Source organism: Polymorphospora sp. NPDC050346, assembly GCF_040655695.1.
In the GTDB taxonomy this organism is placed as follows: Bacteria; Actinomycetota; Actinomycetes; order Mycobacteriales; family Micromonosporaceae; genus Polymorphospora; species Polymorphospora lycopeni.
Window position 1 is genome coordinate 38,404 of sequence record NZ_JBFAKM010000032.1, and the last position, 15,267, is coordinate 53,670.

The 15,267-nt window shown below is 73.4% G+C and carries 14 protein-coding genes; 5 read left to right on the forward strand and 9 right to left on the reverse strand.

The genetic code is table 11. The features are described 5' to 3' along the window. Positions 1-156: 156 nt before the first annotated feature. Positions 157-1,074, reverse strand: coding sequence for a 5'-3' exonuclease (locus AB0I42_RS27405; RefSeq protein ID WP_357541512.1), 918 nt, complete (start codon positions 1,072-1,074; stop codon positions 157-159). A gap of 96 nt (positions 1,075-1,170) precedes the next feature. After that, on the reverse strand, positions 1,171-2,148 hold the full coding sequence (locus AB0I42_RS27410; protein WP_357541613.1) for an aldo/keto reductase: 978 nt from the start codon (positions 2,146-2,148) through the stop codon (positions 1,171-1,173). Between the two features lie 191 nt (positions 2,149-2,339). Here AB0I42_RS27410 and AB0I42_RS27415 point away from each other — a divergent pair, with 191 nt between their 5' ends. Then, the gene (locus AB0I42_RS27415; RefSeq protein WP_357541514.1) at positions 2,340-3,485 is read left to right on the forward strand and encodes an acyl-CoA dehydrogenase family protein; all 1,146 of its coding nucleotides are present in this window, start codon (positions 2,340-2,342) and stop codon (positions 3,483-3,485) included. A gap of 43 nt (positions 3,486-3,528) precedes the next feature. On the opposite strand, the gene AB0I42_RS27420 is transcribed toward AB0I42_RS27415, so the two are convergent. Then, positions 3,529-4,545, reverse strand: a complete 1,017-nt coding sequence (locus tag AB0I42_RS27420; RefSeq protein ID WP_357541516.1) for a LacI family DNA-binding transcriptional regulator — start codon at positions 4,543-4,545, stop codon at positions 3,529-3,531. Between the two features lie 231 nt (positions 4,546-4,776). On the opposite strand from AB0I42_RS27420, the gene AB0I42_RS27425 reads away from it, so the two are divergent. Further along, the gene (locus AB0I42_RS27425) at positions 4,777-6,480 is read left to right on the forward strand and encodes a hypothetical protein (protein WP_357541518.1); all 1,704 of its coding nucleotides are present in this window, start codon (positions 4,777-4,779) and stop codon (positions 6,478-6,480) included. Between the two features lie 68 nt (positions 6,481-6,548). Here the strand turns inward: AB0I42_RS27425 and AB0I42_RS27430 are convergent, their stop codons facing one another. From AB0I42_RS27430 to AB0I42_RS27450, 5 genes are all read right to left on the reverse strand, one after another. Then, complete coding sequence (locus AB0I42_RS27430) at positions 6,549-7,673, reverse strand: ABC transporter ATP-binding protein (protein ID WP_357541519.1); 1,125 nt, start codon at positions 7,671-7,673, stop codon at positions 6,549-6,551. A 41-nt stretch (positions 7,674-7,714) separates the two neighbouring features. After that, positions 7,715-8,563 carry a carbohydrate ABC transporter permease gene (locus tag AB0I42_RS27435; RefSeq protein ID WP_357541521.1) on the reverse strand — a complete coding sequence of 283 codons (849 nt, stop codon included), beginning with the start codon at positions 8,561-8,563 and terminating at the stop codon, positions 7,715-7,717. Next, positions 8,560-9,528 carry a sugar ABC transporter permease gene (locus AB0I42_RS27440; RefSeq protein WP_357541523.1) on the reverse strand — a complete coding sequence of 323 codons (969 nt, stop codon included), beginning with the start codon at positions 9,526-9,528 and terminating at the stop codon, positions 8,560-8,562. Before AB0I42_RS27440 ends, AB0I42_RS27435 begins: the two co-directional genes overlap by 4 nt. Further along, the gene (locus tag AB0I42_RS27445) at positions 9,513-10,865 is read right to left on the reverse strand and encodes an ABC transporter substrate-binding protein (protein WP_357541525.1); all 1,353 of its coding nucleotides are present in this window, start codon (positions 10,863-10,865) and stop codon (positions 9,513-9,515) included. The genes AB0I42_RS27440 and AB0I42_RS27445 overlap by 16 nt, the downstream gene beginning before the upstream one ends. Positions 10,866-11,261: 396 nt before the next feature. Further along, entirely contained in the window at positions 11,262-12,929 is a 1,668-nt protein-coding gene (locus AB0I42_RS27450) for a DEAD/DEAH box helicase (protein ID WP_357541527.1), read from the reverse strand. Between the two features lie 181 nt (positions 12,930-13,110). Between AB0I42_RS27450 and AB0I42_RS27455 the strand changes: the two genes are divergently transcribed. The 3 genes from AB0I42_RS27455 to AB0I42_RS27465 are packed head-to-tail and all read left to right on the forward strand — an operon-like array spanning position 13,111 to position 14,685. Beyond that, positions 13,111-13,377: a hypothetical protein gene (locus tag AB0I42_RS27455; RefSeq protein WP_357541529.1), complete on the forward strand. Its 267-nt coding sequence runs from the start codon at positions 13,111-13,113 to the stop codon at positions 13,375-13,377. Continuing rightward, positions 13,374-13,691: a type II toxin-antitoxin system PemK/MazF family toxin gene (locus tag AB0I42_RS27460; RefSeq protein ID WP_357541531.1), complete on the forward strand. Its 318-nt coding sequence runs from the start codon at positions 13,374-13,376 to the stop codon at positions 13,689-13,691. The genes AB0I42_RS27455 and AB0I42_RS27460 overlap by 4 nt, the downstream gene beginning before the upstream one ends. Positions 13,692-13,728: 37 nt before the next feature. Continuing rightward, positions 13,729-14,685: an FAD-dependent oxidoreductase gene (locus AB0I42_RS27465; protein ID WP_357541533.1), complete on the forward strand. Its 957-nt coding sequence runs from the start codon at positions 13,729-13,731 to the stop codon at positions 14,683-14,685. A 25-nt stretch (positions 14,686-14,710) separates the two neighbouring features. Here AB0I42_RS27465 and AB0I42_RS27470 read toward each other — a convergent pair whose 3' ends face one another. Continuing rightward, positions 14,711-15,184 (reverse strand): hypothetical protein, encoded by a 474-nt coding sequence (locus AB0I42_RS27470; RefSeq protein WP_357541535.1) that lies wholly within the window; start codon positions 15,182-15,184, stop codon positions 14,711-14,713. Between the last annotated feature and the right edge of the window lie 83 nt (positions 15,185-15,267).

A 15,267-nucleotide genomic window follows, 5' to 3' on the forward strand; every position in this document is an offset into this window, starting at 1 on the left:
CCGGGCCGGCCGCCGTACGGCGCGGCCCCACCGACCGCCACCGGGCCAGCCGGTGCGGACCCGCCGACCGCCACCGGGCCAGGCGGCGCGGACCCGCCGACCGCCACCGGGCCGGCCGGCCATCGGCCCGAGACCGGGTGACCGGCCCGGTGGCGGTCAGCGTTCGGCGATCGCGTCGACCAGGCGCCGGCACGGGCCGGCGAGGTTCCACCGCTGCGCCGTCGCCAGCAGCCGGTCCGGGTCGACCGGCCCCCGCGGCAGGTCGGTGACCAGGTCCGGCAACGGCACGTCGAGGGCCACCCGGACCACCTTCGGTGCCACCGTCAGGTAGTCACGGGCGGCGAGCAGCTTGCCGCGCAGCCCCGGCGCGAAACCCGACGCCGGGTCGTCCAGCGCGGCGAGGATGCCGTCCAGATCGCCGTACCGCTCGACCAGGCGGGCGGCGGTCTTCTCACCGACGCCGGCCACCCCCGGCAGGCCGTCGCTCGGGTCGCCGCGCAGCGCGGCGAAGTCGGCGTAGCCGGCCGCCGGCACGCCGTACTTGGCGCGTACGGCCGCGTCGTCGAGATCCTCCAGCTTCGCCACGCCCCGGCCGCAGTAGAGCACCCGTACGCCCCGGACGTCGTCGACGAGCTGGATCATGTCGCGGTCGCCGGAGGCCACCTCGACCGGCCCCGGCTGGCCGGTGGCGAGCGTGCCGAGCACGTCGTCGGCCTCGTAGCCGTCGGCGCCGACGGCGGGGATGCCGATCGCCGCCAGGATGTCGAGGATCAGCGGCACCTGGGGGACCAGGGTGTCGGGGACGACCTCGCCACCGGCCGGCGCCACCCGGTGCGCCTTGTACGTCGGCAGCAGCGCCACCCGCCACGCCGGCCGCCAGTCGTGGTCGAGCGCGCACACCACCCGGTCAGGTCGCCGGGTGCGGATCAGGGTCGCCAGCATGTCCAGGAAGCCCCGGACGGCGTTGACCGGGGTGCCGTCGGCGGCCTGGGCGGCGGATTCGGGGATGCCGAAGTAGGCGCGGAAGTACAGGCTCGGCGAGTCGACCAGCAGCAGGGGGCGGGCGTCGTTCACCCGGACAGCCTGGCACAGCCGGCCCGGCCGGTCCCGCCCCGACCCGCCGCCGGCCCGCACCCCGGCCCGCGACGGCGACCGGTGGCCGGCGGTGCCTCAGTGGCCGAGGACCGGGTGCGGCACGTACGGCCGCTCCAGCTCCGCGCACTCCTCGTCGGTCAGGTCCACGCCGACGGCGGCCACCGCGTCGTCGATCTGGCCCGGCTTGGTCACCCCGACGATCGGCGCGGTGACCGCCGGCCGGCGCAGCAGCCAGGCCAGCGCGACCTGTGCGGGCGGCAGCCCGCGCCGGGCGGCGACCCCGGTCAGCGCGTCGACGACGGCGAAGTCGGCCTCGGCGTACAGGGCGTCGGCGAGGGTGTCGCTGCGGGCCCGGGTGGTGTGCCGGGCACCGCCGCGGGCCCGGGTGCCGGCCAGCACGCCGCGCGCCAGCGGGCTCCACGGGATGACCCCGACGCCCTGGTCGAGGCAGAGCGGCAGCATTTCCCGCTCCTCCTCCCGGTAGACCAGGTTGTAGTGCGGCTGCATCGACACGAACGGGGTCCAGCCGTGCTCGCGGGCGACCTGCTGGGCCTTGGCGAACTGCCAGGCGTACATGCTCGACGCGCCCAGGTAGCGGGCCTTGCCGGCGCGTACGACGTCGTGCAGCGCCGACATCGTCTCCTCGATCGGGGTGTCGGGGTCCCAGCGGTGGATCTGGTAGAGGTCGACGTGGTCGGTGCCGAGCCGGCGTAGCGAGTCGTCGATCGAGGCCATGATGTGCTTGCGGGACAGCCCGCGGTCGTTGGGGCCGTCACCCATCGGGTGGTAGACCTTGGTCGCCAGCACGTAGTCCTCGCGGCGGGCGAACAGGGCCCGCAGCAGCCGGCCGGTGACCTCCTCGCTCGCGCCGAGCGAGTACATGTCGGCGGTGTCGAAGAACGTCACGCCCAGCTCGACCGCCCGGCGGACCAGGGGCAGCGCCGCGTCGTACTCCAGGACCCAGTCCCGCCACGCGGACGATCCGTAGCTCATCATGCCGAGGCAGACCCGGGACACCTTCAGGCCGGTTCCGCCGAGCCGTACATAATCCATACCCACCCGGCAGAGCCTATGCGGCGGCCGGCCGGGGCCCGGGCCGGTACCGGTGCCGGGCGGTCGTCACCAGGCCGGTATGTGACGTACCTCCCCAGCTACCCGAACGAGCGTTAAGCTTGCGGGAAGTCGGCGCCGTCCACACCCTGGACGCCGCCGGAAGCCCGACACCCCACGGAGCCTGCCGCACCATGACAGTCGACCGGATTCTGCCCACCCCCGAGGCGTACGACCTGATCGAACTCGCCACCGAGCTCGCCGACCGCGAACTCGCCGGCCGCGCCGACGACTTCGAGAACCGGGGCGAGTTCCCCCGCGAGGTCCTGCGCACCCTGGGCCGCTCCGGGCTGCTCGGCCTGCCCTATCCCGAGGAGTACGGCGGCGCCGGCCAGCCGTACGAGGTCTACCTCCAGGTGCTGGAGGTGCTCGCCAGCCGCTGGGTGACGGTCGCCGAGGCGATCAGCGTGCACACCCTGTCCTGCTACCCGGTCGCCGCGTACGGCAGCGAGGAACTGCGCAAGTCGCTGCTGCCCGACATGCTCGGCGGGGAACTGCTCGGCGCGTACTGCCTGTCGGAGCCGCAGGGTGGCTCGGACGCCGCCGCGCTGACCACCCGCGCCAGGCGCGACGGAGACGACTGGGTCGTCGACGGCACCAAGGCGTGGATCACCCACGCCCACTCCGCCGACTTCTACAACATCTTCTGCCGCACCGGCGGCCCCGGCGCCGCCGGAATCTCCTGCCTGCTCGCCGACCGGGGCACCGCCGGTATCGAGCCGCTGGCGGCCGAGCGCACGATGGGCATGCGCGGCTCGCCGGTCGCGCAGATCGCCTTCGACGGCGTCCGGGTGCCCGGTGACCGGCTCGTCGGCGCCGAGGGCGGCGGCTTCACCATCGCGATGACCGCGCTGGACTCCGGGCGCCTCGGCATCGCCGCCTGCGCCGTCGGGCTGGCCCAGGCGGCCCTGGACTTCGCCACCTCGTACGCCAAGGAGCGGACCCAGTTCGGCAAGCCGATCATCGACTTCCAGGGGCTGGGCTTCATGCTCGCCGACATGGCGACCCAGGTGTCGGCGGCCCGTGCGCTGACCCTGGCCGCCGCCCGGCTGCGCGACGCCGGCCGGCCGTACTCGATCGAGGCGGCCAAGGCCAAGCTCTTCGCCACCGACATGGCGATGCGGGTCACCACCGACGCGGTCCAGGTCCTTGGCGGCTACGGCTACGTCGCCGACTACCCGGTCGAGCGCTACATGCGCGAGGCGAAGGTGTTGCAGATCGTCGAGGGCACCAACCAGATCCAGCGGGTCGTCATCTCCCGCGCCCTCGCCCGGTCCTGAGGCCCGGCCGGGTGCGCCGGGGTCTCCCGGTGCACCCGGCCGCTCAGCCACCCGTCGGCGCCGAGGAGGCGCGGACCACCAGCCGGCACGGCACGGAGTGCACGCCGGGTGCCGGGCCGCTCCGGATCGCGGAGAGCAGCAGGGTGCCGGCGGTCCGGCCGACCTCGCGCAGGTTCAGGTCGACGCTGGTCAGCGGCGGCCGGCAGCCCTCGGCGGTGGGCTGCCAGTTGTCCACACCCACGATGGCGACGTCGTCGGGCAGGCGCCGGCCGCATTCGCGCAGACCGTCCGCCACGCCCCGGGCGATCGCGTCACTGCCGCAGAACACGGCGTCCACGTCGGGGTGTGCGCGGGCCAGGGCCGCCGCCGCGAAGCGGCCCCACACCTCGCTCCATCCGCCGTACCAGGGGTCGCCGACCAGTTCGCGCCCGGCGTCGGCCAGGGCCCGCCGGGTGCCGTCGACGCGGGCCCGTACGGACGCGTGGCCGTGTGGGCCGGTGACGTGGGCGATGTGCCGGCGGCCGGTGCGCAGCAGGTGCTCGACGGCGAGCGCCGCCCCGGCCGGCTCGTCGACCACGACGCTGCAGTCGCCGGGGTCGGCGGAGCGGGCGAAGGCGTAGACGACCGGTACGGGCAGGTCGGCGGCGAGCGGCGGGCGGGGCTCGGTGCGCCGGCCGGCGACGATGATGCCGTCGACCCGACGACGCAGCAGGCCGCGGACGTAGTGCTGCTCGCGGATCGGGTCGTCCCTGGTGTCGCAGACGAACGCCAGCGTCTCGTCCCAGCCCAGGGCGTCCTCGGCGCCGTGCAGGATCGGCAGGCTGAACCGTCCGTGGTGGTCGGTCATGATCAGGCCCACCGTGTACGTCCGCCCGGTGAGCAGGCTGGCCGCGACGGCGCTGGGGAGGAAGCCCAGTTCGTGGGCTGCCGCCCGGACCCGGGCGCGGGTCTCCTCGCGGAGTTGTCCCCGGCCGTTGAGAGCCTTCGACGCGGTGCCGACCGACACTCCGGCCTGTCGTGCCACGTCGGTGATGCTGACCCGTGTCCGCCTGCCCGTCACGCAAGAACCGTAGCGACGGAAAAGGGTTGCCTCAACCGGTCGGCCGGGAAGCCATTGACGGATACCTAAGTCATCCGTAACCTCGGCGAAACCAGACGTCAAAGAGGTGGCGCACCGCCCACATCGGAGCCACCCGGGCCGGCAAACTTTTCCGCAACCACGATCGCGGCCGCAATCCTCAGTTGTTAACGCTCACACCCCGCTCCCGAACCCGTCCCGAGGAGGCACCCCGTGAGAACGACCCGCGCGTCGGCCGCGACGCTGTCCCTGGCCGTCGTGGCCGCCGCCTGCGCCGTCCTGGCCGCGAGCCCGGCCGTGGCCGCCAACTCCACCCTCACCGTCGACGCGGCGCGGCCGTTCCGGCCGGTCAGCCACGTCGGCGCCGGCGGCCTGTACGCCCTGGCCGAGAACAACCGCCCGAGCGACGCGATGCTGCTGCCGCTGAAGCTGCACACCCTCACCCAGCCCGCGCCCGGCGTCGGCCAGCGCCCCAACGGCCAGCCGCCCGGCGGCGACTCGCTGCTCGTGGCGCCGCAGGCGACCCGGGTCGGGGCCGCCGAGTACATCCGCATGCCCGACATCTACCCCGACTTCCCGTACCGCTGGGTTAGCTGGACCGACTGGTTGTCCAAGGTGGACGCGCAGGTCACCGCCCGGCTGGCGGCGACCGGCACCAGCAACATCGCCGGCTGGGAACTGTGGAACGAGCCCGACTACACCTGGAACACCGCCGCCGCCGGCAACTTCAACGACGCCTGGGTACGCACGTACCGGCAGGTCCGGGCCCGCGACCCGCTGACGCCGATCGTCGGCCCGAGCACCGCCGTCTACAACGAGGCGTGGATGCGGTCCTTCCTCACCCACGCCCGGGACAGCAACACGCTGCCCGACATCATCTGCTGGCACGAGCTGGAGGGCGCGCACCGCGTCGCCAACGACATCGCCAACTACCGCGCCCTGGAGGCGTCGCTGGGGATCAGCCCGCGCCGGATCTCCATCAACGAGTACGCCACCCCCACCGAGATCGACCAGCCCGGCCCGGTGGCCGGCTACATCGCCAAGTTCGAGCGTGGCGGCGTCGACAACGCGCACCGGGCCTTCTGGTACGAGTACGGCACCGTCAACGGGCTGACCGTCAACAACCAGCCGACCGGTAGCTGGTGGCTCTACAAGTGGTACGGCGACATGGCCGGCAACATGGTGACCACCACGCCCCGGGCGCAGACCGGCCTGGACGGCTTCGCCGCACACGACCCCACCCGACGCATCGTGCGGGTGATCTTCGGCGGCGAGTCCGGCACCAACCACGTCCGGGTCACCGGCCTGCCGTCACTGGGCGGTTCGGTCCGGGTGCTGGTGGAGTCCACGCCGGCGGCCGGCCGGTACACCCACGTGGCCGCGCCGACCGTGATCAGCAACAGCACCGCGACCGTCAGCAACGGCGAGCTGACGGTGACCGTACCGAACATGAACGCGACCAGCGGCTACCACATCGTCATCCAGCCGACCAGCGGTGTGCCGAGCTACCAGCAGCGGTACGAGGCGGAGAACGCGTCGATCTTCCGGGCCAACCGGTTCGGCAGCGCCGGCGCCTCCGCCGGGGCGTACGTCGGCCAGATCGACAACACCGGTGACCCGCGTACGGCGAGCTACGTCGACTTCGTGGTCAACGTACCGACCGCCCGCGCGTACACGATGCGGATCGCGTACGCCAACGCCACCGGTGCCACCGCGACGCACGGCCTGGCCTACAACGGCGGTGCCTGGTCCACGGTCAGCTATCCGCCGACCGGCGGGTGGGGGCAGTTCGGCGCGACGGTCAGCACCACGGTGAACCTGCGGGCCGGCTACAACGTGATCCGGCTCGCCAAGGGAGCGCCGTACTTCGCCGGCGGCACCGGATACGCCGAACTCGACTACATCGAACTGACCTGACGGCCGCACCACCGGTCCGGCCGCAGGTGAGGCGCCGGCCCCGCCCGGGGACGTACGCCCGGGCGGGGTCAGCCGGCGTCGCGCGGGGCCGGCACGGTGGCCGTACCTGCCGGGCGCAGGGCGGCGCCGGTCGCCGGGTCGTAGAAGTGCATCCGGTTCGGGTCGACGGCCAGCCACACGGTGTCGCCGGCACCGACCCGCTGCGTCGGCGGGGTCTGCACCTTCACCTGCCGGCCGGCGAGGTCGACGGTGAGCAGGATCGCCGCACCGGTCGGCTCGACCACCTCCACCCGCGCCGCCACCCGGTCCGCCGCCGCCCCGCCCGCGACCGCCACGTTCTCGGCGCGTACGCCGACGGTGACCTCGGTGCCGGCGTGCCCGCGCAGCGTGTCCGGAGCGGGCAGGCGCTGGTCGCCGAGGACCAGTTCGACCCGGTCGCCGTCGTGGTCGACGCGGGCCGGCAGGAAGTTCATCGGCGGCGCGCCGAGGAAGCCGCCGACGAACTCGTCGGCGGGCGCGTCGTAGACCTCCAGCGGCGGCCCGATCTGCGCGATCCGGCCGTCGCGCATGACCGCGACCCGGTCGCCGAGCGACAGCGCCTCGGCCTGGTCGTGGGTGACGTAGACGGTGGTGGTGCCGAGTTTGGCGACGATCCGCTTCAGCTCGGTGCGGAACTGCATCCGCAGCAGGGCGTCGAGGTTGGACAGCGGCTCGTCCATCAGCAGCACGCCGGTGTCGACGACGATGGCGCGGGCCACCGCGACCCGCTGCCGCTGCCCGCCGGACAGCTGCGCCGGGTAGCGGTCGAGGTAGTCGGTCAGGTGCAGCATCTCGGCGGCCTCGGCGACCCGCCGCTCCACCTCGGCCTTCGGGGTCTTGCGCATGGTCAGCCCGAAGGCGATGTTCTGCCGCACCCGCATGTGCGGGAAGACCGCGTACGACTGGAAGACCATCGACAGGTCGCGCTGGCGGGCGGGCAGGTCGGTGACGTCGCGCCCGCCGATGTGCACCGAGCCGGCGTCCGGGTTCTCCAGGCCGGCGATCATACGGAGCAGGGTGGTCTTGCCGCAGCCGCTCGGGCCGACCAGGACCAGGAACTCGCCGTCACCGACGCGCAGGCTGATGTCGTCGGTCGCCCGGTTCTTCGTACCGGGGTAGGTCTTGACCAGGTTGGTCATCACGATCTCGGCCAACGCCCGTCCTCTCTAGCCTCGGCGCGGCGCCCGCGCGCCGGTCACCGGATGGTGGTGCCCCACATGTTGAGCAGGTAGCGCCGCATGAAGGCGATGAAGATCAGCGCCGGTACGACGAGCGCGAACCCGCCCGCGAACCGGAACGCCAGCGGCGAGTCGGGCAGGGTGGACAGCACCTGGGCCGGCAGCGTGCGCCGGTTGAGGGTGAGGATCGCCGCGCCGAGCACCTCGTTCCAGCTCGTGACGAAGGTGAAGATGGCGGCGGCGGCGATGCCGGGCAGCGCCTGGGGGAGGACGACGCGGGTGAAGGCCCGGGCCGGGGTGGCGCCGAAGACCATCGCCGCCTCCTCGTGCTCGGCCGGTACGGCCACGAAGATCGCCGAGGTGATCAGCACGGTGGTCGGCAGCGCCAGCGCGGTGTGCAGCAGGGCGACCCCGTACGTCGTGTCGTACAGGCCGGTGCCGAGGAAGACCCGGGCCAGCGGTACGGACAGCACCACGATCGGCAGCGCCCGGGTGAGCAGCAGGAACAGCTGGTACGGCTCCCGGCCGCGGAACGCGTAGCGGGCTACGGCGTATCCGGCGGGTACGCCGAGCGCCAGGGACAGGGCGAGGCTGATCACCCCGACCTCCATCGAGTTGACGAAGGCGCCGGTGACCCCGGTCGAGGTCAGGAACACCCGCATCGTCTCGAACGACGGGTCGGTGGGCAGCAGCGCGAGCGGGAACTCGTTGAGCGCCTCGCGGCTGGACAGGGCGGCCAGCGCCACGAGGTAGATCGGCACGCCCATGAAGAGGGTGATGGCGATGCAGGCGGCCTGCACGAGCACGGTGTTGCGACGGGCCCGCCGCCGCCGGGCGGTCACCGCCGGCCTGCCGGTGCCGGTCATCGCCGCCCCTGGATGCTCGGGTCGCGCAGCACGCGCAGGTAGACCATCGCGGTGCCGATCGACACGGCGAGGATGACCAGCGCGATCGCCGCGGCGACGCGCTCGTTCTGCAGCACGACGTACCACTGGTAGGTCTCGCCGACCAGGAGCGGGAAGTTGCGACCGGTGAGGGCCTGGGCGACGGCGAACGTCTGCAGGCCGAGGATGGTCCGCAGGATCAGCGCGACCTGGAGGCTGGGCCGCAACTGGGGCAGGATGACGTGCCACAGCCGCTGCCAGTAGCCGGCGCCGAAGACGGCGGCGGCCTCGTCGTAGTCGCGGGGGATGTTCTGCAGCCCGGCGACGACGATGACCAGCACCAGTGAGGTGGCCCGCCACAGTTCGGCGAGCAGGACCGCGATGAACATCGTGGTCGGGTTCTGGTAGGACAGCCAGGCGAAGCCGTCGCCGAGGCCGAGGTGGGCCAGCACCGAGTTGAGGTAGCCGCGGTCGGTGAGGATCGACAGCCAGATCAGGCCGGCGGCCAGGTCGCTGACCGCCAGCGGTACGCACCAGACGTAGAAGTAGAACGACGACAGCCGGGGCCGGCTGCGCAGCAGCAGCGCCATGGCCAGCGCGAACGCGAACTGCAGCGGGATCAGCACGACGATGAGCAGCGCGGTGTTGCGTACCGCCGGCCAGAAGTAGGGATCGTCGACCATCCGGCGCAGGTGGGCCAGGGTGGCGCCGTCGGTGCCGGTGAACGCCTGGCTGACGCCGACGACCACCGGCCACAGGAACAGCGCGGCCAGGAAGACCACCGACGGGGCGATGAGCAGCACCGGCACCGGTAGCCGGGGCCGGCGCCGGGCGGCGCGGGCCGGGCGGTCCGGCCCGGCGGGTTCACGGTCGGGTGGGCGGGGCACCGTCGCCGGTGCGGCGCCCCCGGCGGCGCCGCCCGGGTCGCCGGTCACGCCACCCGGCACGTCTGCTCCGCGCCGACCGGGTCGGGCCGCCAGCACGGCACCTTGACCTCGTCGAGGATGGTGTTGAGCTGGGTCGCCTGCGCGTCGAGCACCTGCTGCACGCCCCGCCCGTCGAGGCAGATCTCCTTGAAGGTGTTGAGGAAGATCTGCGACACCTCGCCGTCGCGGGCGCCGATCCCGACCGGGGGCAGCGCGACGATGGTGCCCTCGGCGTCCTGCTGGCGGCGTACGGCCTCGGCCTCGAGGGCGACCGCGGGCGGCAGGTCGGCGGCGGGCGGTGCCTCGACGACCGGGAAGAAGGCGTTGCGGCGCAGCACCTCGGTCTGGACGTCGGGGGTGGTCAGCGCCTCGATGACCGACTTGGCGAGGTCCATCTCGGGTGCTCCGCGCGGGATTCCGAGGCCGGCGACGATCAGCATGTAGCCCAGGCCCTTCGGGCCGCGCGGCGCGGGCGCCATCACCCAGTCGTCGGGGCTCGCCGCCGGGGCGTTGACCAGCCGGGCCACGTGGTCCCAGGCGACCAGGACCTCGCCGCGGGCGAGCGGCTCCTGCATGTACTCGAAGTTCGTCGAGGCCGGTGCGGTCACCGACCACAGTTCCTTCATGTACTGCCAGGCGGTCACCGCGTCCGGGTTGCGGAAGGTGGTGATCTGTCCGCCGGTGAAGCTCGGCAGCAGGTAGCCCTGGTAGAAGCGGTGGGAAAGGCCCTTGGGGCCGCAGGGCAGGCCGAGCACCGGCTTGCCGCCGTTGCCCCGTTGCGCGTCGCGCATCCAGGTCAGGAACTGGTCGTACGTCAGGTTCTGCACGTCGGCGCCGGCCGGTAGCCACTCCAGCGCCCGCTTGTGTACGGCGAGCACGTACGACGCCTGCATCCAGGGGATGTACATGGTGCCGGCGCCGCCGATCCGGCCGAGTTCGGCGATCTCCTCGGGGAACCGCCGGTCGGCGAGCTTGGTGGCCAGGTCGTCGAGGTTCTCCAGCCGCTGGGCGTGCGGGGCGAGGTTGCCGTGTACGCCGCCGACGAGGCTGATCTGCATGTTGCCGCTGTCGGCCTGGGTGGTCAGGGTCGAGGCGAAGACGCCCGGGTTGACCGGGTTGAACGCCACCGGGGCGACCTTGACCCGTTCGCTGAGGATCGTCTCGAACCGCTGACGTTCCTCGACCGGGGTGAATTCGGTGGACAGGAAGTTGACCGCGCCCTCGCCGCCGTCGGCGCCGCTGGTGGAGGCGCCGCCGCAGGCGGTCAGCAGCGGCGCGGCACCGGCGGCGAGGCCGAGTCCGAGCAGGGTACGTCGGGCGAGTCGGGCGTCGGCGAACGATCCAGGTAGAGCTGCCATCGTGCCTCCCCGTATGGGTGGCCGGCGTCGGCGCGGGTCACGCCGGGGCCGACCAGAAACGGTCGGGTTCCCTTGGTGTCACAAGTGGACATATTTGTTGGCCTATGTGTCAAGCGGAGGAAACATTTCCTCGTCGTGTCGACTGTCGGGTTACCGTCAGTAGGCGCGCGGGTACGGGTGCACACTGACTTGTGACGACGGTCACATGATCGCTGTCGGCGCCGCACCCGTCGGGTGAACCACTTGCCACGGCCCGCCCGGCCGGGTCACCACCGGCTTCCGGCACCCGCCGGAAACCGGACCGACCGGATCCCAACCGACCGCAGGCGGGCGAGGGGGCCACACCTTCGGCGGTCGGGTCCGGTTCGGCGACACCACGAGGCGGTCCGCCGCCCGTCAGTGACCGGCGTCGGCGCGCTCCCGCCGTATCGTGACCTTCTTGCCCTTGACGGTCGTGCCGCGCAGCGCCGCGATCACGTCCCGCGCCGCCGACTCCGGCACCTCGACCAGCGAGAACCGGTCGGCGATCTCGATCGCGCCGATCTCGCGGCCGGACAGCCGCGACTCCCCGGCGATCGCACCGACCAGGTCCTGCGGCCGGATGCCCGCGCTGCGCCCGGCACTGACGAACAACCGGGTCATGCCCTCGGCGGGCGCCCGCCCCCGCCGGTCCTCCCGGCCACCGGGCCGCGACCGACCCCGACCCGCCGGCCGGGCCTGGACCGCGACCTCCGGAATCTCCTCCTCGTCGGCCGCCGCACCGCTGGCCTCGTGCGCCAGCTTCACCGCCGCGAGCGCCACGTCCATCACGTCGAACTCGTCGGTCAGCGACTCCACGACGACCCGGAACCGGGTCAGGTCGTCCTCCAGGATGCTCTCGTGCAGCGCCGCCCGGGTCAGCTCCAGCCGCCGGGCCCGCAGGTCCGCGGTCGTCGGCACCTTCTCCATCGCGATCCGCTGCCGGGTCACCCGTTCGATGGTCCGCAGCATCCCGTGCTCGCGCGGCTCCGCCAGGGTGATCGCCACCCCCTCACGACCGGCCCGACCCACCCGGCCGATCCGGTGCACGTACGACTCCGGCGCCGACGGGACGTCGTAGTTGACCACATGGGTGAGCTGCTCGATGTCCAGGCCACGGGCCGCGACGTCGGTGGCGACCAGCAGATCGGCGGTGCCGTTGCGCAGCCGGGTCATCACCCGGTCGCGCTGTTCCTGGCTCATCCCGCCGTGCAGGGCCTCGGCCCGGTAGCCGCGCCCGTTGAGCGTCTCGGTCAGCTCGTCGACCTCGTCCCGCCGCCGGCAGAACACGATCGCCGCGGTCGGCGCCTCGACGTCGAGGACCCGGCCCAGCGCGGCCGGCTTGTGGGCCCGCGCCACCAGGTAGGCCGCCTGCCGCACGCGCGGCGTCTCCCCGGCCGGCGCCGGCTCGCGCCCGATCTGGATGCGGACCTCGTCCCGCAGATGGCTGCGGGCCAGCGCGTCGATCCGCGGCGGCATGGTGGCCGAGAAGAGCACCGTCTGCCGCCGCTCCGGCACCTCCTGCAGGATCGCCTCGATGTCCTCGGCGAATCCCATGTCGAGCATCTCGTCGGCCTCGTCGAGCACCACCGTCCGGATGTCGGACAGGTCGAGCGTGCCGCGCCCGATGTGGTCCAACGCCCGCCCCGGCGTGGCGACGACCACGTCCACCCCGCGTTCGAGGGCTCGCAACTGCCGTACGATCGGCTGCCCGCCGTAGATCGGCAGCACCCGCGCACCCAGCTCGCGGCCGTAGCGGTGCACCGCCTCGCAGACCTGGATGGCCAACTCCCGGGTCGGCACCAGGACCAGCGCGTCCGGGTTGGGGCCACCGCCCTCGGCCCGCATCCGGTGCAGCAGCGGCAGCGCGAACGCCGCCGTCTTGCCGGTGCCGGTCGCCGCCTGACCCAGCAGGTCACGGCCGTCGACCAGCGGCGGGATCGCCTCCCGCTGGATCGGGGTGGGTTCCTCGTAACCGAGACCGGAGATCGCGCGCAACAGTTCCGGCCGCAGTCCCAGTTCGGCGAAGCCGGTCGCGTCGTCCATGTGTTCCCTTCCCCATTTTTGCTTTGTGGCGCGGCCACCGCACCACCGGCGGCGCCCTCCACATCCTCCCCTGCCGGCCGGCCCGCCGCTGCGGCACCCGTCGACCGCCGCCGTCGCCGCCACCGCGCGTCGGCCCGGAGACCGTACCGTGCCTGGTACCACCGGGCGTACCATCGCTGGTATGGCAGAGAAGGTCACGCTCAGCCTCAACGCCGATACCCTGGCCCGCGCCCGAGCCGCCGCCCGGCACGCCGGGCTCAGCCTGTCCGCCTGGATGGACCGGGCGGCCCGGCGGGAGGCACTACGCGACGCCGCCCGCCGGCAGGACGACTGGATGGCCGCCAACCCCGGCATCCGCGAGGAACTCGACGGATTCGACCGGCTCGCCGACCGGATCGAGGCCGACCGGACCGGATCCGGCTGGACCGACCTGTCCGAGGCGGCGTGAACCGCGGCGAGATCTGGACGATCGGCAGCGGTCGCGGAGATATGCGCTACCGGGTCGTCGTACTGTCCGGAGACGCGCACAACGACCGGCCGAGCGCGGCACCGTACTGCGCGCCGATCGTCCGCCAGCGCGGCGCGACCGAACTTCCCCCGTTCGTGGTGCCGCTCGCCGAGAGCGACCCGCTGTCCGGGGTCGTCGTCGTCAACCGCATGCGCCGGATGCCGATCGTCGCCGGCGCCGAACGGCTCGGCATGGTGACCGGCGCGAGCATGGTCCGGCTGGGCGAGGCGATGCGCGACCTGTTCGAGCTGTGAGCGGCGCACCCCCGGTGACACCACGGGGGAGTGGCGGGTGACGGTCGTCGTGGTGGGCGCCGGGATCAGCGGGCTGGCCTGCGCGGGCGCGCTGGCCGCGGCCGGCATACCCGTCGAGGTGCTCGACCGGGCCCGGGTCACCGGCGGCCGGATGGCCACCCGGCGGCTCGACGGCAGGCCCGTGGACCTCGGCGCCGCCTACTTCACCACCGGCGACCCCGCCTTCGCGGCGGTCGCCGAACGCTGGCGGGCCGCCGGGCTCGCGCGGAGCTGGACCGACACCTTCGCCGTGTACGACCCCGACGGCCGCCACGACACCACCGGCCCGGTGCGGTGGGCGGCCCCCGCCGGCCTGCGCTCCCTCCCCGAGGAACTGGCGGCGGGGCTGCCCGCCGGCGTGACCACCGGCCGCACCGTGACCCGGGTCGGGCCGGGGCCGACGGTCGACGGCGCTCCCGCCGAGGCGGTCGTGCTGGCGATGCCCGGCCCGCAGGCGGCCCGGCTGCTCGACCCCGCCCTCGCGACCGCCGCCCGGGCCGCCGCCGCGCGGCGCTGGCTGCCGGCACTCGCCGTCGTGCTGCGCTACCCGGCCCGGACCTGGGCCGGCTTCGCCGGGGCGTTCGTCAACGGGCACCCGGTGCTCGCCACCGTCTGCGACGACGGAGACCGGCGCGGCGATGGCGCCCCGGTGCTGGTCGCGCACACCACCGCCGGGTTCGCCCGCGAGCACCTCGCCGACCCGGCCGCCGCCGGACCACCGGTCGCCGCCGCCGTACGCGACCTGCTGGAGCTGCCCGGGGCGGCCGTCGGCACGTACGTGCACCGGTGGGCGTACGCCCGGCCGGAGCCCGGCGGCGACGACGGGGCGTACCACCTCGACGACGAGTTGGTCGGTCTCGCCGGCGACGCGTTCGGCAGGCCCGGTGTGCCCACCGCGTGGGCCTCCGGGGACGCGCTCGGTCGTGCCCTCGCGGGCCGCCTGCGCGCCGCCTGACGCCGGTCCGCCGCCGGCGGCCGGATCACGGCGGAGGCGGCGTGGGCGCGGTGATCGTGGTGATGCACAGTCCCACCGGAACCCTGCTGACGGCTGTTCCGTGGCTGGTCCCGAAGAATCCGGAGTAGGACAACGTCCAGGGCGTCTGCGTGTAGCGGACGGTGAGGTTGAGAACGGTGCGCGCCGGGATCGTCAGGCTGATCTGCTCGCTGAGGGAGACGGTCTGCTCGTTGGTGTAGCTGATCTCGGATTCGACCACTCCCACGCCCCCGCTGATCGAGGCGCTGATCGTCACCTTCGAGGTCGTGGTCGTCGTCCGGCTGTACTGGACCGGAGCCTGGGTGCTGTTGGCGTACGACGACACGACCGTCGTGCCGCACACCTGCGTCGCCGGGCCGCGGTTGATCCGCCAGCCGCCGTCGGCGGCCTGGGCGGGGGTGACTCCGGCGACGAGGAATCCGCAGATCGTGGCCGACACCAGAAGCGCTCTTCGCAGCATCGTGGGCTGCCTTCCTGGCTGGGTGGGGCAACACCGGGGCACGCGCGGGCGGCGCTGCTCGCCGCTGCCGAGGTCCGCAACTG